19 protein-coding genes are annotated in these 21,920 nt (G+C 49.9%); 12 read left to right on the forward strand and 7 right to left on the reverse strand.

Annotation, left to right across the window (positions count from 1 at the left end):
- Positions 1 to 237: 237 nt before the first annotated feature.
- From AC286M_RS25660 to AC286M_RS25685, 6 genes are all read left to right on the forward strand, one after another.
- Positions 238 to 726, forward strand: a complete 489-nt coding sequence (locus tag AC286M_RS25660) for a hypothetical protein (protein WP_488207076.1) — start codon at positions 238 to 240, stop codon at positions 724 to 726.
- A gap of 208 nt (positions 727 to 934) precedes the next feature.
- A complete protein-coding gene (locus AC286M_RS25665) occupies positions 935 to 1,744 on the forward strand; it encodes a PhoX family protein (protein ID WP_488207077.1) in 810 nt (269 codons plus the stop codon).
- Positions 1,745 to 1,763: 19 nt separating this feature from the next.
- Positions 1,764 to 3,134 (forward strand): IS4 family transposase, encoded by a 1,371-nt coding sequence (locus tag AC286M_RS25670; protein WP_488202900.1) that lies wholly within the window; start codon positions 1,764 to 1,766, stop codon positions 3,132 to 3,134.
- Between the two features lie 19 nt (positions 3,135 to 3,153).
- Complete coding sequence (locus tag AC286M_RS25675) at positions 3,154 to 4,323, forward strand: PhoX family protein (protein WP_488208863.1); 1,170 nt, start codon at positions 3,154 to 3,156, stop codon at positions 4,321 to 4,323.
- Positions 4,324 to 4,624: 301 nt separating this feature from the next.
- A complete protein-coding gene (locus tag AC286M_RS25680; protein WP_488207078.1) occupies positions 4,625 to 4,855 on the forward strand; it encodes a hypothetical protein in 231 nt (76 codons plus the stop codon).
- A gap of 17 nt (positions 4,856 to 4,872) precedes the next feature.
- On the forward strand, positions 4,873 to 7,017 hold the full coding sequence (locus AC286M_RS25685; RefSeq protein ID WP_488207079.1) for an NAD-binding protein: 2,145 nt from the start codon (positions 4,873 to 4,875) through the stop codon (positions 7,015 to 7,017).
- 49 nt (positions 7,018 to 7,066) lie between these two features.
- Here AC286M_RS25685 and AC286M_RS25690 read toward each other — a convergent pair whose 3' ends face one another.
- The gene (locus tag AC286M_RS25690) at positions 7,067 to 8,167 is read right to left on the reverse strand and encodes a PstS family phosphate ABC transporter substrate-binding protein (RefSeq protein WP_488207080.1); all 1,101 of its coding nucleotides are present in this window, start codon (positions 8,165 to 8,167) and stop codon (positions 7,067 to 7,069) included.
- A gap of 118 nt (positions 8,168 to 8,285) precedes the next feature.
- A complete protein-coding gene (locus AC286M_RS25695) occupies positions 8,286 to 8,561 on the reverse strand; it encodes a DUF7219 family protein (protein ID WP_488207081.1) in 276 nt (91 codons plus the stop codon).
- Between the two features lie 213 nt (positions 8,562 to 8,774).
- Between AC286M_RS25695 and AC286M_RS25700 the strand changes: the two genes are divergently transcribed.
- On the forward strand, positions 8,775 to 9,014 hold the full coding sequence (locus AC286M_RS25700; protein WP_488207082.1) for a hypothetical protein: 240 nt from the start codon (positions 8,775 to 8,777) through the stop codon (positions 9,012 to 9,014).
- Between the two features lie 7 nt (positions 9,015 to 9,021).
- On the opposite strand, the gene AC286M_RS25705 is transcribed toward AC286M_RS25700, so the two are convergent.
- The 3 genes from AC286M_RS25705 to AC286M_RS25715 all read right to left on the reverse strand — a co-directional run bounded on the left by AC286M_RS25705 (position 9,022) and on the right by AC286M_RS25715 (position 11,419).
- Entirely contained in the window at positions 9,022 to 9,180 is a 159-nt protein-coding gene (locus AC286M_RS25705) for a hypothetical protein (RefSeq protein WP_488207083.1), read from the reverse strand.
- A 235-nt stretch (positions 9,181 to 9,415) separates the two neighbouring features.
- On the reverse strand, positions 9,416 to 10,978 hold the full coding sequence (locus AC286M_RS25710) for a pyruvate kinase (protein WP_488207084.1): 1,563 nt from the start codon (positions 10,976 to 10,978) through the stop codon (positions 9,416 to 9,418).
- Positions 10,979 to 11,266: 288 nt separating this feature from the next.
- On the reverse strand, positions 11,267 to 11,419 hold the full coding sequence (locus AC286M_RS25715; RefSeq protein ID WP_488208864.1) for an ATP-binding protein: 153 nt from the start codon (positions 11,417 to 11,419) through the stop codon (positions 11,267 to 11,269).
- A 124-nt stretch (positions 11,420 to 11,543) separates the two neighbouring features.
- Here AC286M_RS25715 and AC286M_RS25720 point away from each other — a divergent pair, with 124 nt between their 5' ends.
- The gene (locus AC286M_RS25720) at positions 11,544 to 12,743 is read left to right on the forward strand and encodes an IS4 family transposase (RefSeq protein WP_488203413.1); all 1,200 of its coding nucleotides are present in this window, start codon (positions 11,544 to 11,546) and stop codon (positions 12,741 to 12,743) included.
- 8 nt (positions 12,744 to 12,751) lie between these two features.
- On the opposite strand, the gene AC286M_RS25725 is transcribed toward AC286M_RS25720, so the two are convergent.
- Complete coding sequence (locus AC286M_RS25725) at positions 12,752 to 14,200, reverse strand: sensor histidine kinase (RefSeq protein ID WP_488207085.1); 1,449 nt, start codon at positions 14,198 to 14,200, stop codon at positions 12,752 to 12,754.
- Positions 14,201 to 14,766: 566 nt separating this feature from the next.
- Here AC286M_RS25725 and prfB point away from each other — a divergent pair.
- The 3 genes from prfB to AC286M_RS25740 all read left to right on the forward strand — a co-directional run bounded on the left by prfB (position 14,767) and on the right by AC286M_RS25740 (position 19,014).
- Positions 14,767 to 15,901 (forward strand): peptide chain release factor 2 gene (gene prfB, locus AC286M_RS25730; protein ID WP_488207086.1). Its coding sequence is split into 2 segments (ribosomal slippage): positions 14,767 to 14,838 and positions 14,840 to 15,901, totalling 1,134 coding nucleotides; the frame shifts between segments, so codons are not numbered across the junction.
- Between the two features lie 350 nt (positions 15,902 to 16,251).
- A complete protein-coding gene (locus AC286M_RS25735) occupies positions 16,252 to 18,384 on the forward strand; it encodes an ABC1 kinase family protein (RefSeq protein ID WP_488207087.1) in 2,133 nt (710 codons plus the stop codon).
- Positions 18,385 to 18,765: 381 nt separating this feature from the next.
- Positions 18,766 to 19,014 (forward strand): hypothetical protein, encoded by a 249-nt coding sequence (locus AC286M_RS25740; protein WP_488207088.1) that lies wholly within the window; start codon positions 18,766 to 18,768, stop codon positions 19,012 to 19,014.
- A 266-nt stretch (positions 19,015 to 19,280) separates the two neighbouring features.
- On the opposite strand, the gene AC286M_RS25745 is transcribed toward AC286M_RS25740, so the two are convergent.
- Positions 19,281 to 20,063, reverse strand: coding sequence for an HAD-IIB family hydrolase (locus AC286M_RS25745; RefSeq protein ID WP_488207089.1), 783 nt, complete (start codon positions 20,061 to 20,063; stop codon positions 19,281 to 19,283).
- Positions 20,064 to 20,117: 54 nt separating this feature from the next.
- Between AC286M_RS25745 and AC286M_RS25750 the strand changes: the two genes are divergently transcribed.
- Entirely contained in the window at positions 20,118 to 21,821 is a 1,704-nt protein-coding gene (locus tag AC286M_RS25750) for a peptidase M15A (RefSeq protein WP_488207090.1), read from the forward strand.
- The last annotated feature ends 99 nt before the right edge of the window (positions 21,822 to 21,920 follow it).

Raw genomic sequence — 21,920 nt, forward strand, 5'->3', positions numbered from 1 at the left:
GAAAAATATTCCTCAATCGCATCTTTCTTTTTTATTTGTTGACATTTATATTTTCGATAGCACCTTTATTTTAACTTCATTTAACCTCAGCTTCACCTTGATCAGGCAAACTCAAATTATTGTGAATAAGCATGACAATCCAATTACTTCTGCACTGTTCTAACTGCTACTTTCTTACCGATGGCTCTAGATGGATTTCCAATTTTCTGCTTAAGTCGGATATTTTGTCGTCAAATATTGAAAGCGATCGCAACAACAATCTTGGTGTATTGTTTGGCAGGAGGATATCAGCCAGCTAGGGCGCAGACAGATAGCATCACACTTGAAATTCCGGTTGATGGACAGGTTCCATACCACGATTTAATGAACCAGGCTGAGTTTCTATCAACGAATGCAATCAGCCGCGAGTTTAGCCGAGACAACAGTCTTATGACAATCGAGGTCGTCGTTCTCGGTAATCGGCTCGGCGAAATTATTCCAATTCTGTCAACTACGGTTTCTCGCAACCAGTGGCAAGAAACTCCACAAGCGAGTACTTGGAGTCAGTACTATAACGCTTCCTATGCGCTGTTTCAGCGCCATGATATTGGAGTAAATGCAACCATAGCTCAGGCACCTAGCAGATCCAATATTTCAAATATTAGCGCTGTTCAGATTGACCGTGCTCTTGATGAAAGGCGGTTAACAGGAGAACAGGCGCAGCAATATTTGGATGACTTAGATTAGCTAATATCATGCCTAATCAATAATTGGGAGTGAGGTATATCGTTGCTCTCCCAGTCACTTAAAAGCTTTTCTAGTTTAGATATACGGATTTAGGGTTTAGCAAAACCTGAATTCTGATCGATTTTTTCCAATAGTATCGAGCTAGAAAAGATGCGATTTCCGTTTGCTGTTATTTATAACCAAGGCAATATTTGAGAGGAGAACATCAGTGATTCATGACGACGGTATTAGTAACAAGTCGGGCAATCGTCCATTTGAGGACGTTCTGCGAGTTCGGATGTCCCGACGCAATGTATTGGTGCGCGGAGCAGCCCTATCAGCCACTGGCTTTTTAGCGGCGTTGGCCGGTAACAAAGCATTGGTTGGGCGAGCAGTTGCGGCAACCACTTCTTCTGAATCGAGTACTGTTATCGGTAGTGGGATTGGTAGTGGTACCCAAATTGCCCAGAACAGCAGCCTGATTAATTTCCCGTTTGTGCCTCCTGCTGAGAGTGCTGGTGCTGTACCGGCTATTTCGACAGATTATCAATACGAGGTGCTGATTCCCTGGGGTACCCCAATTCAGCCCGGTGGTCCGAGCTACGATGGTGAACCCAATACCCGTCCCACTGCCAATGAACAAACGGAAATGGTGGGGATTGGTCATGACGGCATGTGGTTCTTCCCGATCGACGACAGCAACGACCACGGCATGTTAGCCATCAACCACGAATTTGGAACAAACGACCATGTTTTAGGTAAGGCAGAGCCAGATAGTTTGGCAGATGTGCGGCTTTCCCAGCATGCTCACGGCGTTGCGGTGGTAGAGATCAAGAAAGTCAACGGTAGCTGGCAAAACGTCGAGAGCAGCAATGCCCGCCGCATTCATGTCAACACTCCAGTCACCTTCAGTGGGCCTGCTGCTGGTAGCGATCTACTCAAGACTGCTGCAGGCAATAGTCCTCTAGGGACGAATGGCACTGACATAAGAGAGCAAAAAAGGCTTCAAGCGCCTGATTTGTCAGAATCAAACCGTTGAAGCCCATAACCTTGCCTCTATGATGCCGAATCGTGCGGACGTTCTCAAGGCCAACTATCAGAGCAGCATCGGTCTACCCTTTGCTGAGATGCTGCCGGAAGCAGAGATTGAAACTGTGCTGAGCGAGCAGGGAATCCGATATCGACAAGTCCTCTACACTCCCATGGTCGTCCTGTGGAGTTGGCTCTCCCAAGTGCTGGATGCCGACAGCAGTCTCAGCCATGCAGTCAAGCGAGTGGTGACCTGGATGAGCGTGTCGGGATTGGAGGTGCCCTCAGCCGATACCGGGGGCTATAGTAAAGCACGAAAACGCCTTCCCGAGTCGATATTTCCGCCCCTGTTCGAGCGGGTGGTGAGGGCGTTGCAGCGCCAAGTCTCCCCAGAGCAACGCTGGTGTGGCCGTCCGGTTAAAGCCTTTGATGCGACGACGGTCTTGATGAGTGACACGCAGGCCAACCAAGCCGAGTATCCTCAACACAGCAATCAGAAAGAGGGCTGCGGCTTTCCGATTCTCAAACTCCAAGTGTGGTTTTGTGTCACCACGGGAGCGGTTATGGCCGTGGCGATGGCTCCGTTGCGGGTGAGTGAATGGCGTCTAGCCCGCCAACTCTATCAGAAACTGCGCCCCGAGGATGTGGTGGTGGCCGATTCAGCCTATGGCACCTATGTAGATTTGGCCTGGGTCGCCCGGATGGGAGCCGATGCTGTCTTTCGCAAGCATCATCAGCGCCGCTGCGATTTCAGACGGGGCAAAAAACTGGGCATTGGCGATCACATCGTCCGCTGGCAGCGCCCGAAGCAATGCCCTCAAGCCCTCAAGCCGCAGGAGTTCGAGGCTCTGGCGGCATCCATTGAGGTGCGGGAAGTGTATCTCTTCATTCAGGTTCCTGGGTTTCGCCCGACCAACTTTGTGGTGGTAACGACGCTACTCGATCCCAACCGCTATCCCAAAGCTAAACTTGCCGAACTCTATCAGCTCCGCTGGCAGGCCGCCGAAGTTAATCTCCGGCATCTCAAAACCACCTTAGCCATGGAGATGATTGCTGCCAAAACACCCACCATGGTGAGCAAAAGTATTTGGGTGCATCTGTTGGCCTACAATCTGCTTCGCACCCTGATGTGGGAGGCGACAGCCGACGGCGAGGTCGGGGTGTTGCGAGTCTCTCTACAAGGTGCTCGGCAACAGTTCAATCACTTCCGGCCTGAGTTGCTGCATCTAGCTCCATCCGAACGACGGCGAGGCTACCAGGCCTTGTTAAACGTGGTGCGAGAGTTGGTGATTCCGTTTCGACCCAACCGTTCAGAACCCCGAGTTGTAAAGCGCCGTCCCAAACCGTTCCCAAGAATGCAGGAACCTCGCTCCGTCTTGAAAGCCAGGTTGCTAGCTTGATACAGCTTATGTCAGTGCCATTCCTCTAGGGACAGTTAACAATTGTGCTAACGGGTACACTCCTTGGGGAACATACCTCACCTGTGAGGAGAATTTCAACGGCTACTTTGGAGCCTCCGGGGACTGGACTCCCACGCCAGCTCAAGAACGCTATGGTTTCAGTGCTGATGGGTTTGGTTACGGCTGGCATCTGTTCGACTCTCGCTTTGACCTGTCCAATCCTGATTATGTCAACGAAGAAAATCGCTTTGGCTGGGTTGTTGAGATTGATCCGATGAATGGTTCTCAAACTCCAGTGAAGCGAACCGCTCTAGGCCGATTCAAGCATGAAGGGGTCGCATTCGCTGTGGGCCGAGGTGGTCGGGCCGTCTGCTATATGGGAGACGACGAGCGCTTTGACTATATCTATAAGTTTGTGTCAGACAGCAATTGGCGCTCCATGCAGGCACGGGGCATCAGCCCGTTGGATCGCGGCAAGCTCTATGTTGCTAAGTTTAATGACAATGGCACTGGCGACTGGCTAGAACTCACCGTTGATAATCCAGTTCTAAAAGCTCAATTCGCCGATCAGGCTGAGATACTGACCTACGCCCGACTGGCGGCAGATGCTCTGGGTGCTACGCCGATGGATCGTCCGGAGTGGACGACGCTGGCACCGACAGGTGAAATTTACTGCACCCTGACGAACAACTCTCAACGCCAGGTCGCGGATGCCGCTAATCCTTTGGCACCCAATCCCGATGGTCACATTATCCGGTTCAAAGATAGCAATCAGCATGTCGGTACTACCTTTACCTGGGACATCTTTGTATTAGCTCAGGACACCTTTAATGATGAAGCCGGTGCCTTTGCTAGCCCTGATGGTCTCTGGGCTGACCCTGATGGCCGCCTGTTCATCGAAACCGATGGTGGGCAACCAACGGTCAACGGGGTAACGCTTAACGACCAAATGCTGGTAGCTGACACCAATACGGGTGAGATTCGGCGCATGTTTGCTGGGGTGACAGATTGCGAAATAACCGGAGTCGCAGTGACCCCCAATCGCCGCACCATGTTCATTAACATCCAGCATCCCGGTAACGGCGACCCCGCAGCCACTAACTTCCCTGCGGCCCAGGGCAGTGGCCGGATTCCACGGGATTGCACCATTGTTGTCACCAAGAAAGATGGTGGTGTAATTGGCTCCTAGTTCCTGAATCGAGATAACTAAGTTAATCGCTGGGGACGATCTCAGATCGTCCCCAGCTATCGGTTTAAGGCTCGTGGCATTGGACAGCATGGGGTTGAACTGCGATCGCAACTCCTGCTAAAGCCGTTTTCCTGGGTTGGAATGTCGAATATGCAAGCTACGTAGAAGCTTTTTTGAGAAGAATATACATTTGGATATACACACCCATAGATAGAAGCCATCTTTTTGCTTAAGAAGTAACTAGATCATGGGTAGCGCATGTTACGTTGCAGTCAACTGTTGTTGTGGTTGAACTGTTGAGATGAAAAAGTCTATAGTTGCTGCATTCCAGCCGCTATTGGCCAAAGCTTCTAAATACGGATTGGCCTGTCTGACATTGGAGGCGGATAGCTGTCGGATTCAGCCTTGCAGTGATCTGCCAGAATGGTATCTCGTCGCTCAAGACGATCGGTGGTTGCTCGTTGTTCGAGGTATTCCGCAAATTCAATTTGGCCCTGAAGAAGCGCTGAAGTTTCTGGATCGCTTTGCCTAGAAAGAGCAGGGACTCAATTGAACAACCAGAGCTGCAACGACGATCAAGAATACAGCGATTTCACTTCTCTCGCTAATGACGCTTCGCTGGGGCATTTTATCGTCTGTGGCTTGGGTAGTCTGGGGCAGCACTGTATTTTGAATTTGGATCGATTTGCCTCAGACGAGTTTGGCATTACGCTAGTCGGGGTTGATCAAGAACCTGCGGGTGATTGGGAGATTGATAACCTCTCCGATTTGCTGGCCCAGCCTCCCATCCGGGGAGATTGCCGTCGAGAGGATATCCTTAAGCAATCTGGCATTCACCACTGCCGCGCTATTTTGCTGGTGACGAGTGATGAGAGTATTAATGTTGAAGCCGCGATCGCAGTTCGGCGACTGAATCCAACGGTGCAAATTGTCGTTCGATCATCTCGCGAAAATCTGAATCAACTACTCGAACGGCAGCTTGGTAACTTTGTAGCTCTGGATGCGACAAAGCTACCTGCGATCACCTTTGCCTTGGCTGGTTTGGGGGGTGAAATTCTAGGCATCTTTAACAAAGGCAGCTACTGGTTCCGGGTTGTTCAGCAGCGAGTTGCTCCAACGGACTATCGCTTCGATAAATTTCCCATTCATCGGCTCCATCGCAAGCATCATCGGCTACTGGACTTCCAACCTGCTTACCCATACGATCTATCGCTGAGAAGGGCCACGACTGGATCATCTATTTTTCATCGCTGGCTGCCGGATATGTCCGTTAATGCAGGTGATTGGGTTGCCTATGTTGAGCTGATGGAAAATAGCCCGAATTCAACGCCACAGGCACAACTGCGATCGCAGGGCATTTGGCAGCGGATTCAGAGCAGACTGCAAGATCTGATTCAAGATGATTGGCGGCAGCGGTTGGCACGCTTTTGGCAGTGGGGCCGAGAAAAGCGAATTCAACGAATGTTGGTGTTTAGCACGTTAACCGCTGTTAGCCTGTGGGTGATTGGAACGATGCTGCTGAAGCTCAGTGTCTCTGGGCTCACCTGGCAAAAGGCCATGTCGCTTGGCGTCATCTTGTTACTGGGCGGTTATGGCGACGTATTCGGTGGTTTAGACGCCGACCCAATTCCCGGTTGGATTCAGTTCGTCTGCTTACTCATTACGTTAACCAGCCTTTTAGTGGTGCTGGGAATTCTGGGTTTGATCGCTGAACAGTTACTGAGTTCTCGATTTGAGTTCTTGCAGCGCCGCCCACCCGTGCCGAAGTCAGATCACGTTGTGGTTGTTGGATTGGGACGCGTGGGGCAGCAGATCATTCAGTTTCTGCAAACGCTTAACCAGCCTCTGGTTGTGATTACCGAGCAAATCCCCGCATCTGATTTGTTAAGCCGAGTACCCGTTTTTTCTGGCCCTATTCTGCGCGAACTCGCTAACGTGAATTTGGCTACAGCAAAAAGCGTGATCGCCGTGACCGATGACCAAATGCTGAATTTGGAAGTTGCGCTCACAGCCGTAGAAACAGCAGACCAGGTAAAACACCCGATTCACACCATCATCCGCACCTCTGATCAAAGCTTTAGCAACAACCTCGTGGCGCTGCTGCCCAATGCTAGAGCCTTCAGCGCCTATGCTCTGTCTGCCGAAGCGTTTGCAGGTGCTGCATTTGGTGAGGATATGCTGAGCCTGTTTCCCTTGAGTGGACAAACGATTCTGGTCGCTGAATATGAGGTAACCGAGGGCGATACGTTGGTGGGTAAGCTATTGGCTCAAGTAGCTTATGGATATGGGGTTGTGCCTGTTTACTATCTGCGATCGCAAACTATCACGGGCGAAGTGGCAGAGCTGATCATGCCGTCAGACGATTGGCGACTCCATGCTGGCGATCGAGTGGTGCTGCTATCGTCCATCAATGGGCTGCGACGGATTGAGCGCGGCGAATTGACACCGCCCCGACGCTGGCAACTCATCGTCAAACAGCCCCTAAATCGAGAGTTCACGCTAGAAGCAGGCAACACCCTAGCCAATATCTCAGGCTGCGATTTGGAAATAGCCAGAGCCTTTATGCAGCAGTTGCCGGGAGAAATGGAGCTTGAACTCTATGATTATCAAGCCCATCGTCTGCTGCAAGAGCTACGAAAGCAAATCCCCGTCAAGCTCATGCCACTTGAAATACCTCATGAATTGCCGACCTGAAATTCAGCTTCCTGCTTCCCGCTTGAAAAGCCTGATTAATAGACGTTTCCTAAAATTCAGCTTCTCGCTTCAGCAGTTCTTCAATCGTCAGATCAAAGCGAGCCTCGCCCTCAAAGACGGTGCCCACTTTGCGGTTTTTCAAGTGCTCATGTGCGATCGCATGAGCCTCTTCCGGCAGCGCCGTGTATCCTACCACTGGAATCAGATAACGAGCGTTCGTTAGGTAATAATCCACAAAGGCCTCTAGTTCAGGTTTTTGCTCCAGCGCATCCACACTGACGTAGATAAACAAAGGCCGGGTCAGCGGCTGGTACTCACCACTGCTTACCGTTTCGTCGGATGGTGGCACTGGCCCATTGCCGTTGTCGATACTGAGCGCCTTCAAAGCCGTTTGGCTCTCTTCGTAGTAGGCATAGCCAAAATATCCCAGGCTGTTTGGATCGGTACGAACACCCCGCACCAATTCGGTATCGTCTTCGCTGGCGGTGTAATCGGTGCGGCTCGCTCCGGATTCACCTATAATGGCCTCAGCGAAGTAGTCAAACGTTCCCGAATCTTGATCTGCACCATAGAGGTTAATTGGCTCATCCGGCCAGTTTGGGCGAATCTGATTCCAGCGGCTAATCTGCCCTTCTGCTGCTGGTTCCCACAGCATCTTCAACTTATCAACGGTGATGTCCTCAGCCCAGTCGTTGTCGGGATGAACCGCAATGGTCAAGGCATCAAAGGCCACTGGCAACTCGATATATTCCACACCAGCATCCTTACAGGCAGCCATCTCATCTTTGGTAATCGGGCGAGATGCCCCGTTAATATCGGTTTCTCCCGCACAGAATTTGCGAAAGCCACCCGTCGTACCAGAGAACGCCACGTCAATTGAAGGAGCAGCCTCCGCCTTTTCAAACTGATATTCCTTCGCCACTTCATCCGAAATTGGATAGACCGTACTCGATCCATCAATTGCGATCGCAGTTGGTGATGATACCTCTGCCAATTCAGGCTGAGTAGATTCAGTTGATTCAATTGAAGCGGAACAGCCAACAGTTGTCAGCAATAAACTTAAGGCCATCACGCAGCGACGTTTCTGAAATATTGCCCATTGTGGAACCGATAATTGCGGCGTAGATGATTGGGGAGCTGGTGAAAGCATAGCCATCATGCCTCCTGTGAAGACACTATGTTTATCAGCAAACCAAAATTGTTTAAATTCTCAAGTCATGCAGAATACATCATGAAGCAACGACACGACATGAACTGCCATCCCTGTCTCACGCTTCATCAGCTTGGGACGATTCATTATCTGCAATTCCCAGTCCTTTCTTCGTGCGCTTGAGTTCTTTCCACGCCTGCTTAATCCCTTGGTACGCTTCACCCGCTGGAATTTTGCCACCCGTCTCTAAAGCACACAGATAACTAACCTGATGCGCAAACTCCTGCAGATTAATATTGAACGCCAACTGCTCAGGGCTGAACTCACCGTAGTATTGGCTACGGGCTTGTAAAAACTCTTGTTTTCCAATCACCGGATGATTATCAGTATTCATCGCTACATCACCTCAAACGAATATATTTAAATTAGCCTAAACTTTGACTGCTCTCTCTGCGACGGAAGAGAAGATTTACAACAGCCTCGTATAGTAAGGTTGCGAGCGGACTTCATCTGTTTCGCTAAGGAGAGTATCAGCTCTTACTGATTTGGTTAGCTAGCCGTTTATGTTTAACGTAAATTTAAACTGTTATTCTGTTTGGACAGCGCGATGAAACAGGACATGGCTGCCGTCTGCCAGCAACTGTTAACTAAAGCCGCTAATTGTGGCTTAGCCTGTCTGCTCTCTGAACAAGAGGGTTGCCGGATTCAACCTAACGGTCGGGCACCAGAGTGGTATCTGATGGCTCAGGATGAAAATTGGCTGCTCGTTGTCCGAGGTATTCCGCAAATTCAATTTGGCCCTGAAGAAGCATTGAAATTTCTCGACCGCTTTGCCAAGAGAGTTTAACCAGTTCCTAATCGTCTGAACAGGACTCAATATTTAAACGGCTCCGCTTTCTCAAGCACGCCATCATCTGTTGCCGCACCAACCTAGACCACTCTTTAAACTGCTGCGGGTCTAAGCGGGCAGGTTGTGTCACATGCAGAGAATCGGCTTCGACTTGATTGATCATGGCTCGTCCTCCGATCGCTTATCTACATCATTGATCTTGACAAATTTATGCCGCGAAAGAGTTTAATTGGCATTTAAGATTTGGTAGTCTTTACGTCAAATCTGCGTGTAAAAACTCAATTTCCTTTTGCGAAACGCTCGCCAAGCAAGCATTTCACAAAAAGAAATGGCGAATTTTCAAACGGACTTCATATTACGTTGAATTACGTTAGAAAGCCTTACACCAGCAAGCCAGTTCATTCGCACCAAGAATGGAGTGCTCGTAGCTGTGGTGTTTTCTTCATCTGGTGGGCTTCCATCCGAGTCAGGACATCGTCCAGAATTGTAATGGCTTCTGCGATGAATGGCCCCTTATTTAGCATGACGCATTCGGCTCGTTCCGCCATTGCCGCATCGGTCATTTCTCCACGAGAAGGTGCGCCCTTCTTCACCAAATTTTCTAGCACTTGTGTAGCCCAGATAACAGGCACATGAGCCGCTTCACAGAGCCAAAGGATTTCCTCCTGCATCTCTGCCAAGCGCTGATAACCAATTTCAACGGCGAGATCTCCCCGCGCAATCATCACCCCAAATGACCGCTTACCTGCTGCGTGAATGATCAGCTCAGGCAAGTTGCGGACTGCCACAGGAGTTTCAATCTTGGCCACAATCGCTGGATTTTTTTCTGTCCCCTGACATCGCTTATCAAGCTCTGCCTGAAGCAAATCGATATCACCCGCATGTTGAACAAACGAATAGCCAATAATGTCAGCATGACGTGCAACAAAGTCCAGATCTTTAAAATCTTTCTCTGTCAAAGGACTTAGGGGCAAAACTGTACCCGGAAAGTTGAGCCCTTTTTCTGATTTTAATCTCTCGCCTTTGGGGCGAGCGTGGGTTACTTGAAGTAACAGCGCATCTTCGCCATCGGGTAGCGGATAGTGAAGATCCACAACGCGGGTACGAATTTTGCCATCATCAATGTAAACAGGGGTATCTACAGTGAGCTGTTCTAGAATTTCAGGCACTGTGCAGGATGTTTGGAAGTAGCTTGTCGGCGATGGAGGTGGGCTGTCAAGTTCTTGCATGATGCTGAAGTGAGGAACTGAGCGAGACAAAATCAGATAGTCTCCATGAAATAACCGCTTCTGATCCGGCGGGACGAAAACTGGGCCAGTGCGAATTTTAGGCCCAGCCAGATCCATCATGACTTTGCAGGCTCTGTCAGTTTCCAACTCGGCTCGACAGGTATGAGCAATCATACTGCCCCAAGCTGTTGCATCATCATGAGCACAGTTGATTCGCACACAACTTGCCCCTCGTACCACAATCTCTCGAACTAGGTCATAATTTGTGGCTGCCTCAGTGGGCAGAGTGACCATAATTTGAACACGGCGATGACCTAAAGGTTGACCCAGCAAGTTTGCAGCGTGGCGTTGAAGTATGCGATCGCCTTCAAAAAACGCCTCAAGGGGTGGATGAATCGCTCCTTCTCTTTCACCACAGATTACTTTGAGGGTAGCAATCACTGCATCTAAATTGGGCATCACCCGTGCTTCAATGCGGCCCAGTGACGACAGACCCCAAGGCATCAAGGTCGTTTGGAGAGAGCGGAGGTCGTGGCGACGTAGCGCCAGATAGCGAGCTAGATTCAACGCACTTGGCAAAAATTCTGGGCGTTGGATATAGGCTTTCCATTCATTAAAGATCTCTAGTGCTTCGGTCTCAACATCCTGGCGCAGGATTTGTAGCGTTGCCAGCAAATCGTGGGGGGGAAATGGGGATGATGGTTTGACTTGACCCTGAAGTTGATTAACCATTTTGCCAACTCCTTATTAGGGCTTTTACCTTTAGTTTCAGACGAAAGCAGGAGCGCAATCGATAAATGTCAAATTTCGATACTTAATTAAGAAAAGGTAAACCCTCACTCTGCAATTTGCCACAAACAATAAGCGTTAATACATTTGGCATAGCTGCCCATCTTCTTCGGCCTGATCTGGCATCTTGGTAGAGATAGTCTCAGTTGGTTCTAACTGACTGCTCTGTAACTGAACCGGCAGAAAAATTGTAAACCGTGTTCCATGCCCTACCTGGGATTCGCAGGTCATCTATCCTTGATGCCGATCGATAGCACGACGACTGATCGCTAGACCCAAACCCGTGCCAATATCGGCAGGTTTAGTGGTAAAAAACGGCTCAAAAATGCGTTCTCTCACATGCTCGGGAATGCCAGGGCCATTATCAGCAATTTCAACATAAATTTGTTCGTTGTTGTGCTGCCCCTAACCGGGTGACAAGCGAGTTCAGAACCAAGGTGGACAAAGCTTTGAGAGAATAACAGAGGCAAAGAAATAGGGAGCCTTGAGCAGACTCCCCCAACCAAATATGTTTCCTGCATTCTACCAAACCACCCTCCAAGCTCATCTGAGCGACCCGCAGTATTTGACCCTGCAGCTCTTGTTATGTTTGCTACAGGCCCATCGTCAGGTCAAACTGTCAGTTTTAGCCAGTGTCTTTCCTCAACCGATTCAATATGGCAGTCGAAAACGGAACTTACAGCGGTTTTTAGTCTTGCCTCAACTGAGGGTCAAACTGCTGTGGTTTCCGCTGGTGAAATACTGGATTCGGCAAGAGCAAACCGGACGGGGATTGAATCGATCCCAACGCCGCCGCCTCAAACAACTGAAGCATCAAAAGTATGGCTACTGGATTCTGGCGATTGACCGCACTCAGTGGAAAGGGCGAAATATCTTCATGGTCTCTCTGATCTGGGGCACCCATGCCCTGCCCCTGTATTGGGAGGTCTTAAAGCAAAGCGGCAACAGCGACCTTCGGACTCAAAAACGACTGCTAAAAGCCGTTTTCCCCCTGTTGAAATCCTACCCCGTCTTAGTGCTTGGAGACCGAGAGTTCCATAGTCCAAAACTAGCTAAATGGCTAGACTCCAGGGGCATCATGTTTGCCTTGCGGCAGAAGAAAGACCTTCATTTTCAAGTGAGTGTGCAACAGGAGTATACCGTGGTGAAAGACTTGGGCATTCAACCCGGCATGAGACAGTTCTATCGGGGCATCTTGGCCAACAAAGGCGATGGGTTGGGTCCCTTTAATTTGGCGATCTATTGGAAACGAAGCTATCGTAACAAAGGCCCGAAAGACCCCTGGTATATTCTCACCAATCTGCCTAATTTGAAGCAGGCCATTGAGATCTATCGCTGTCGCTGGGGCATTGAGCAGCTCTTCAAGGACTGTAAGACTGGGGGCTACAACTTAGAGGACACCAAGGTCAATGAACCCCGATTTTTAGCCTTGCTCTTACTCATTGCGATCGCGTACAGTTTGGCCACCCTACAGGGGCAATGGATGCGGCAACTCCGCATTGACCACTATGCTGGACGTATTCAAAAACACCAAGATAAAACCTTGCGACACAGTGAGTTCAGCTTGGCTCTCTATGGGCAACGGTGGACGTATGGGATGGAACTGTGGGCCAATCAAGCGTTTCAGTTGATGGCGCTCAAACCCCACAAACGCCTCTATTTTCAGCGGGGTCTCCGTGCCCTATCCTTGATGCAGCAAGCTATCTAGCTATGTTGTCACCCTTTCAGGTGCTGCCCAGTCGTAATTTGAATCTGCTTCACTGACTCTGTAGCTTGTTCTTCCAAGGCATCAATCGCATTACCGATTAAATTGGTGAAAACCTGATAAAGCGAACCTGCATATCCCTCAATTTCAGGAATTGAGCCATAGTGGCAATTGACTTGAATATGATTTTTAATTCGATTTCGCAAAATCAATAACGCACCATCAATACAATCATGAACATTCAAGAGATGCGTTTCCGATTCGTTCAATCGCGAGAAATTGCGTAAACTGAGCACAATCTGTCTTGCTCGTTCTGAACCAACTTTCATTGATGACAAGAGCTTAGGCAGATCTGATTTGATGAACTCTAAATCCAGTTCTTCTCTCGCATCTTGTATCCGGTCAGATAACGGCGAGAGTTCTGTCTCATAGATTTGAATTAGCTGAAATAGATCATTGATATAGTTTTCAGCAAAATTGATGTTTCCATAGACGAAATTGATGGGATTATTGATTTCGTGAGCCACGCCAGCGAGCATCCGGCCTAAGCTAGCCATTCTCTCACTTTCAATCAATTTTTCGGCTTGTTCCTGCCGTTGGGCATCTAATAAACGTCTAATTTGCTGAATCAACTGATTAAAGCTTGTTGCCAAATCTCCCACTTCATCAAAGCTGGCGACAGGTACATGTAGATCCAGATTATTTTCATCCCGCACTCGACGAGCAATCTGCGTCACCTGATTCAGCGGCTTTGTAATCGCGCGACTCGTCAGCCAAGCACATAAAATTGACAAAATAATTGAAATAAAAGCGCTAGCAATAATGATATGAACTTGTGCTCTTTCAGCAGCATTTAAATTTTGCTGAGCGACCTGATAGCGCTGGGAGGCTGTTTGCACAAATGGCGCAATATCTTGAGTCAACAGATACAGTCGTCGGGACTTGGGACTTTTAACAAATTTTAGATAAGTCTGTATTGAAACGTTTCGCTGCTCGCCTGTGCTGGAATATACCGGAAACTCGTCGATCAGGATTTCCAGTTCACGTTGATAAACGCTAAGGGTTGTGCGATGCGAGTCTAATAGCGCTAACAATTTTGGAGAACTTACAACAGTAGCATCACCCCTAAGTTGCTGAAAAGACTGCTCGGCAACGGCTAGCCTTTGATTGATTTCCAGTTGCTGACGCTGAAACTCTTCGGGACTGCCCAGACTATTTAGCAAAATTTGTTGATGAAACGGTAGCGCAGCAATGTTTGTCTGCAAATCCCTCAAACGGCTTTCCTGCAAGCGTGTTTCGGCCAGATTTCGGATAGCTGCACGCTCATATCGATGGGAAATGGCAAAGCCAACACCCGTTCCAATCACGGTGATACTGAGGATCAAGATATAGCCAACGCTAATCTTGTCACGAATGCACAACTGTCGCCGGAAGGTACGTATAGCTTTCTGTATAAGCATGACTGGAAATTTATTTACTAGCCGATGATAAGTTTATCTAAGCCCCGTATTTAGTATCTCCGAATCAACGTAAAAAAGGCAACAATGCATTTCCAGATTATACGGATTTCACTGAAACGCAATTAGGCAAATCTAAAAAATCCGGTTAGTTAAATTGAACTAATTCTTAAGGCCAAAATCATCAAAATTGATTATTGGGGTAGTTAAAATACAACTTTTATTAATGCATTCTTAACGACTTGATTAACTGCCTGATCAATTGACCGAAGTACTAGTTCCGCTCCCACATTCAATCATATTTTCAAAATTGATCAGGTGCTTTATTTAGTAAATTCAGGCAGCAAAATATTATACGGTCAAAAAATATATAAGCCACTCAAGTCACTTTACTTAAGAAAGCGCGATCGCACTTTGGGTAGGAAGCACAGGAAGGAGAAACCAGCTGAGTCGAACGAGAACTGACGAGGCGCGAGCTACGGAGACTTTTATCCGGTAGTCAATTTTTGATTTTTACCAGACACTGGATATACAGCTTTTCACAAATTTCATACCTGATATCACAGCTTATGGATGTATTGGACATTAAACGCGACGTAGAACAACTGTCGAGTCGCCTGGGCAAAGCCCAGGACTATCTTTGACGTTCCCGCACTTACCGCCAAGATTCAAGATTTAGAGCAGCTCGCGGCTCAGCCCGACTTTTGGGACAACCCCGATCATGCCCAGCAGCAGATGCAGGAGCTTAACGATCTAAAGTCTCACCTGGAGCAGATGGATCAGTGGCGATCGCAACTGGACGATGTGCAGTCCTTTGTTGAATTAATGGACGGCGAAGCCGCTGATGAGGCGCTGCTTCAGGAAGCGCAGGAAACGGTACAGCAGCTTTATCGGGCGCTGGATCAGTGGGAACTGCAGCAGTTGCTGTCAGGCCCGTATGACCAGCGGGGCGCAGTGCTGTCGATCAACGCGGGTGCAGGCGGCACGGATGCCCAAGACTGGGCGGAGATGCTGTTGCGCATGTATACGCGCTGGGGTGAAGCTCAAGGATACAAGGTTCACCTGACGGAAATCTCAGAGGGCGACGAAGCGGGAATCAAGTCCGCCACGTTAGAAATTGATGGTAAGTATGCCTACGGCTATCTCAAGTCGGAGAAAGGTACCCATCGGCTCGTGCGCATTTCGCCATTCAATGCCAACGGCAAGCGCCAAACCAGTTTCGCGGGGGTGGAAGTAATGCCCGTGCTGGATGACACGATTGAGCTGAATATTCCCGAAAAAGACCTGGACATTAACACCTCACGCTCTGGTGGTGCCGGTGGCCAAAACGTGAATAAGGTGGAGACAGCGGTACGGATTACCCACATTCCTACCGGGATTTCGGTGCGCTGTACCCAAGAGCGATCGCAACTGCAAAACCGCGAGAAAGCGATGGCGATTCTAAAAGCCAAGCTGCTGCTAATTGCCCAAGAACAGCGAGCCAAAGAGGTTGCTGATATTCGAGGCGATATGGTTGAAGCAGCCTGGGGCAACCAGATCCGCAACTATGTCTTCCATCCCTATCAGATGGTGAAAGATTTACGCACTGGGGAGGAGACAACCGCGATCGACGATGTAATGAATGGTGAATTGGCCGAGTTTATTGAAGCGTACCTGCGGCAAGAAAATAATTTAGTTGACGATACGGCTGCTGAGCTGGTCTAAATAGCTAAAAACCGAGCGAATAGGCAAAAAGCAGGCTGAGCCTGCCTTTTGCCTATTCGCTCGGTTTTATTATGAGGATTTGCATACATCTCCACACCATTTATAGAGATCAAACTGAGAACGATTGTTACAATGTGTTACGTAACGTGTTTAAGAATGACACTCTACAAACGATGGCGTAGTTTTTCTACTGCTCAGTCGATGTGGCAATTGGAAGAAGTTGATACCTTGTTTCTAAGCGGCACACATTCAATTCGCCTGAATTGCAACGATATCGTTGATTGGAGTTGTTCTTAAACGCTCTGCTTTAATATCCGCTCATTTTGCTCAATTTTGCCTTCGGAGGCTATATGACGACGAGGTTATCTGAAACTCAAGCGACGGCACTTGCAACTCCTGCAGCTTCTGCAGAGGCCGCCCCATCTTCAATTGCGGTAACAGATCCAATCGAGTCGTCCACTCAGCAGCAGTCCGCCTATGCAGTTCCCAGTGTTGATGGCCCATTTGCATCCGACTACCCGCTTCAGAAAAGCTCTACAGGGGAGGCGGTTGCAGAGTTTGAGTCTGGAGAAGAAATCGTCTATGACCCAGATGCGATCGCAGCCATCTATCGCAGTCGTCCGTTTCAAGTCGTGGGGCGGATCTTTGGCATCTTAGGTCCAATGCTTTTCTTTTACCTGAAACTTTGGTGGGACGGTCGCACGGGTCAGGCTAAGAAGAATGAGCTTAAGCGGGCTGTGCAGTTACGGAACTTACTGACTAATTTGGGGCCAGCCTACATCAAGATTGGGCAAGCACTCTCTACTCGCCCCGACTTGGTTCCGCCACTGTATTTAGACGAGCTAACTCAGCTCCAGGATCAGCTGCCCGCATTTCCGAATGAAATTGCTTTTCACTTCATCGAAGAGGAACTTGGCGCACCGCCGAGTTCTCTGTATGCCGAACTGTCACCCAATCCCGTTTCAGCCGCTTCGTTAGGACAGGTCTATCGCGGTCGGTTATTTTCGGGCGAAGAGGTAGCCGTTAAAGTTCAGCGTCCTGGCCTTGCAGAGCGAATTACCCTGGACTTATTTATTCTGCGGGGACTAGCGAAATGGGCCAGCAACCTTAAGCAGGTGCGCAGCGACTTAGTCGGCATCATGGATGAGTTCGGTGCCCGCATTTTTGAAGAGATGGATTACACCCATGAGGGACGAAATGCCGAGCGCTTTGCCGATCTCTATGGTCACTTGCGCGATGTTTACGTGCCCACGATTTACTGGGAGTATACGGGGCGGCGCGTCCTGACGATGGAGTGGATTACGGGCACGAAATTAACTCGACCCGATTTGTTAGCTGCACAAGGAATTGATGCCCGCTACCTGATTGATGTGGGGGTTCAGTGTTCTTTACGGCAGCTACTGGAGCACGGCTTTTTCCACGCCGATCCACATCCGGGTAATTTGCTGGCAACACCCGACGGCAAGCTAGCCTATCTCGACTTCGGTATGATGAGCGAAGTCAAGCCCTATCAGCGCTATGGCCTGATTGAGGCGGTTGTCCACATGGTCAACCGGGATTTTGAGTCGCTGGTGAAAGACTATGTGAAACTGGAGTTCCTGACGCCCGACACTAACCTCGCGCCGATTGTGCCTGCGCTGGCAAACGTATTTGGTAACGCCTTGGGTGCCAGCGTGGCTGAGCTAAACTTCAAAAGCATCACCGATCAGCTCTCGGAGTTGATGTACGAGTACCCGTTCCGGGTGCCCGCTTACTATGCGCTAATTATCCGTTCACTGGTGACGCTGGAAGGGATTGCTATTAACGTCGATCCGGAGTTTAAGGTTCTGAGTCAGGCGTATCCCTACATCGCTAAGCGACTGCTGACTGATCCCTCACCTGAACTGCGCGCCTCCTTACGAGATTTACTGTTCAAAGACGGTAGCTTCCGTTGGAATCGCTTAGAAAACCTGCTACGCAACGCCAAAGACAGCCAGGACTACGATTTGGATGCGGTGCTGGATCAAACCGTTGACTTCTTGTTCTCCGAACGGGGCGCATTTATCCGCGATCGCATTGCCTCGGAAATCGTCAACAACGTTGATTACCTAGGACAGAATGCGATTCAGCGGTTTACCCGTGGCATCAGCGAACGCATTGGCTTTGAACCTCGGATTGGCGGTGCGGCTCCAGCCAAACCAACTAATAATGCTGAAGCACAAAAGAATTTAGAGCATATCCAGCGAATTATCGGCATTCTGCGGGAAACGCAGGGATTTGATCCGATCAAAGTCGCGTCCCTGGTGCCTCAGCTCTTGACGAAGCCAGAAACCCATCAGATGGGCCAGAAAATTGCCGGTCAATTGGCCCAGAGAGCAGCGGCTCGCCTGATTCGCCAGTTTCTAGTACCGGAACCCGATCCGGCAGCACTGCCACCGGTAACTTCATCCGCAAGTTCACCTCGTTCAGCCGCGATCGCACCTGCTGCATCGAGAAGGGTTTAGATGCCAGTTCTAGGGAATAGCGCTATAGATGAGGTACTGGGTTTTGGGCTTTAGGTGCTGAGTGCTGAGGATTAATTTTCACCCATAACCCAGGGAAGCGGCATAATTCTCTCTCGTTGCAGTGTGATTGCAATTAACAAGCCCCAGAACCGTTTTAGCTTAACCGCTAAAACGGTTCTGGGGTTTTTAAGCTGAGTTGAGGCTGAATTGCGTCTGGGGAATTTAAAGTTCTTACTTAGGGGACAGGATAATGGTAAGCCAGTTCGTTAGCCTGATTGAAAGCAGTAGTTCTCGGCTGATTTGATTTGACTAATAGAATTGCTCAAATTAGCTATCTCTGCCACTTTGTTTTTATATCTGCCAATAATTAACCGTATTAATATGTCCCAGACTCGACCTTTAACTGGAACGGATTTAGTTGATTGCGCTAAAGCCAATGCCGCTCAAGGCACCGATGTCGCTGCATCTCGCTGTGGCTATGACGATATTGATTCATTCATGAGCGCACTGCGTCAAGCGGCTGGAGAAATGGGAGTTGAACTCACGAATCTCAACGATCTGGTTTCAGATGGTGGCACGATTCAGCGCGGCGGAGTTGAGATTTCACCCGATGGGCCAGGACAGCTATAAGCATCGCTGTAAGTACTGCTGTTTTGATCAAAATTTTAAAACTCGGGTAAGGGGTTTGTCAGCAGACAAACCCCTGTTTTTTGCGAACTAGTGCTTTGTCAAGTGTGTTTTGAGGGGTAGAAGAATTTTGAAAATATTGCTCCGCAATATTTTCAAAATTCTTCTACCCCTCATCTTTACTTTGACAGACTACTAGGACAGTGCGGAGAAAAGTCAGGCGACTTTATTTCCTTCAGCACCAGCACCTAAAACCCAAAACCCAACTCTCAACCCTCAGCACTTCTCAAATACTGTGCCAGTTCACAAAAGCCTTCGGCTTCGGCAGCAATAGTGACATAACGAGGCTGATGCTGCATGCGATCGCAGTAATCTCGAATATTCGCCACCCCAACCGAATGAGGAAATAGATTTGGATTAAATAGGCTTTCGTCGTTGGGGCTATCACCGACGGTGAGCAGTTGAGTAGGTTCCACCTGGGGAAAGTGCTGTTGCAGGACGGACTGTAGACCCGCCGATTTTTCTTGTTCAGCCAGCTTGATGTGGCACTGCACGGTGCTGTAGGTGAAGCCCCAGCCCTGCTGAGCCAGATGTGCTCGCATCCAGTCCAGGTCTTCCGGGCTAAAGCCTGCAACATCAAACGTCCAGTCGGTTAGCCGATAGGCATTGTCCGCTGCTTCGCGCAGGTGGGGAAATTTGACCTGTAGGGATTGAAATGCCGCTTGGAGCGCCTGCCGATGCTGAATTAAGTCAGTAATCGGTACCAATAACTCAGGTGCTGTCGTATCGCGATCGCATTTTGGCATAAACAATGCGCCGCCATTTTCTGCGATCGCACCTGCAACCGGGAGGTAATGTGCGATCGCGCTCACCCAGCCAGCGGAGCGTCCGGTCACAATCAGCACGGTGATATCAGCCTTAGCCAGATCGGTCAAAGCCTGTAGTAGTGCAGGCGTAAAGCGACCGTGACGCGTCAGCGTCCCGTCCATGTCGGTGGCGATGAAACAAATCTTTTCAAAAGTTTTGGCTGTGAGGGACTGCATTTTCGCCATAAAGCACGTACATTGTGATGGATTTCACTCTATCCTTCGCAACTGTATCGGATCATGGCACCTCTGGTTTCCCCACAGCGAGACGCACTGTATGTCCAAGCGGCAGCCCGAACGGGCATTCATGCGCCCTTACTGGCAGCGCTCTATGCTGTACAGCGACAGCCCTATTTACCCGATGGGGACAGCGGTTTGGGAATGACGCCCGCCAATCAACTGCCGGGAGATGCCGTCAATACAGTTGTGAATCAGGTTCACTACGCCGCCAATACGCTGCGCAGTCTAGTCAGCTACCTGACCGCGAAGGGGTGGCAACCCGATGATTTTTGGCAGTCGGGGCAAGATCGCTATAGCGATCGCTTTATTCGCACCGTGGCGGATGGGTATGTACCACCGGAAACGATGCCGCTGGCCACGCGGTTAGAACCGTCTGATCCACAGGCTTTGCTGGCGGCTTATCTAGACGCTATTCCAACGGTAGACAATCCTGAATCCCAAACGATTGATGCCGCTCAGGACGTTGCCGACTCCGGTTTAGATAGGGCATTGCTCAGCTTTGTCCGCACCGTGCCGCGTACTTACAGTGGCTTGGGCTATCAGCGGCAGGCGCTGATGGAGCTGCTGCGGCTCTGGCGCAAGCTGGACACGCCACAGGAGGTGATTCAGTCGTTGGAGCTGGAGTTGCCCAAAGGACAGACCCTGGACAGCTTTGATCCGTCGCTGCTGGATCAGCCGCTGCTGATTTTTGCGCAGCAGGTGCCCCAGTTCTATGCGGGCTATCCCCACCAGCGGGAAGCCGTGATTCGACTGGCTCAGCTTTGGGGTCGCTATCCAACCCGCGAAGTTGCGATCGCAAATCTCCAATCTGTCTCCACGATTCAGCCAGATTTGGCCTTGCTTGATCCGGTGCTGATGGCCTTTGTCCAGTCGATGAGCAACCGCTATCGGGGGCTGGGGCAGCAGCGGCTGGCCCTGACGGATTTTTTTCAAACCTGGAATCAGTTGCGATCGCGGGAAACCGCCATTGTCGAGCTAGGGGTTGATCCCAGCCACCTCAATCCCAATGTGGCAACGGATGAGATCGTGGCCAATACGGCGCTCCAGATGGATCGCTCCCTGCTAGCCTTCATGCAGCGCCTGCCGCAGCAGTACCAAGCGACAGAACAACAGCGGGAGCATCTACTTCAGCTTGTGCAGCACTGGCACCCGTTCGACGATCGCGACATGGCCGTGCAGCACCTGTTCAGTCAACTGCGGCAGATGGAGACAGCCAATCGCACTGACCCCGAAGCTCCCCCTGCCCCCACGCCCTATCCCGCCACCTTCCGCCCTGACCGCTGGACAGTGGAAAATCTCCAGCTCATGCAGTCCATCTTGCCTAACGGCAGCTTCACCTGGGCCGATGCCACGCAAGGGGGCCGCTATTTACCTGTGAATCAAGCCGCCATTGACAGCATTGTGCAGTGCGCCACGCAGCTTCAGGCCGCTTGCGATCGCATTGGTCGCCCGTTTCGCATTACCCGCTGGTACGCACCAGATATATCGTCACAGAAGCTTGCAACCGATGCCCATCGCTTTGCCCTGGGAGAAGCCGTTGAATGTTACATACCGGGACTGACTGCCGATCAGGTCTACTGGGCGCTTACCCCCTGGTGGCCGGGTGGATTAGGGCGCTATCAAATCTATCCTTATCTGATCTATTTGGATATCAGCTCGTACCCCGTGCGCTGGAACGTGAAGGAAGTGCGTCATGTCCGGTAGCAATATCTACAAAATGGTCGATGCGCAATTGTTACTGTTCGGAGTCTTGCCGGATTTAGGCAAAATCCTTACTCTATAGAAGACCGTAGCCCAGATCGC

The sequence above is a fragment of the Thainema salinarum CENA647 genome, assembly GCF_057732415.1.

Bases quoted from the DNA above. Each gene is read 5' to 3' on its own strand.
- AC286M_RS25735 (WP_488207087.1), top strand. From the start codon at position 16,252: ATGACGACGAGGTTATCTGAAACTCAAGCGACGGCACTTGCAACTCCT.
- AC286M_RS25720 (WP_488203413.1), top strand. From the start codon at position 11,544: ATGTTTCCTGCATTCTACCAAACCACCCTCCAAGCTCATCTGAGCGAC.
- AC286M_RS25705 (WP_488207083.1), bottom strand. From the start codon at position 9,180: ATGATCAATCAAGTCGAAGCCGATTCTCTGCATGTGACACAACCTGCC.
- AC286M_RS25745 (WP_488207089.1), bottom strand. From the start codon at position 20,063: ATGGCGAAAATGCAGTCCCTCACAGCCAAAACTTTTGAAAAGATTTGT.
- AC286M_RS25680 (WP_488207078.1), top strand. From the start codon at position 4,625: ATGAAAAAGTCTATAGTTGCTGCATTCCAGCCGCTATTGGCCAAAGCT.
- AC286M_RS25690 (WP_488207080.1), bottom strand. From the start codon at position 8,167: ATGCTTTCACCAGCTCCCCAATCATCTACGCCGCAATTATCGGTTCCA.
- AC286M_RS25710 (WP_488207084.1), bottom strand. From the start codon at position 10,978: ATGGTTAATCAACTTCAGGGTCAAGTCAAACCATCATCCCCATTTCCC.
- AC286M_RS25670 (WP_488202900.1), top strand. From the start codon at position 1,764: ATGATGCCGAATCGTGCGGACGTTCTCAAGGCCAACTATCAGAGCAGC.
- AC286M_RS25700 (WP_488207082.1), top strand. From the start codon at position 8,775: ATGAAACAGGACATGGCTGCCGTCTGCCAGCAACTGTTAACTAAAGCC.
- AC286M_RS25740 (WP_488207088.1), top strand. From the start codon at position 18,766: ATGTCCCAGACTCGACCTTTAACTGGAACGGATTTAGTTGATTGCGCT.
- AC286M_RS25750 (WP_488207090.1), top strand. From the start codon at position 20,118: ATGGCACCTCTGGTTTCCCCACAGCGAGACGCACTGTATGTCCAAGCG.
- AC286M_RS25725 (WP_488207085.1), bottom strand. From the start codon at position 14,200: ATGCTTATACAGAAAGCTATACGTACCTTCCGGCGACAGTTGTGCATT.
- AC286M_RS25695 (WP_488207081.1), bottom strand. From the start codon at position 8,561: ATGAATACTGATAATCATCCGGTGATTGGAAAACAAGAGTTTTTACAA.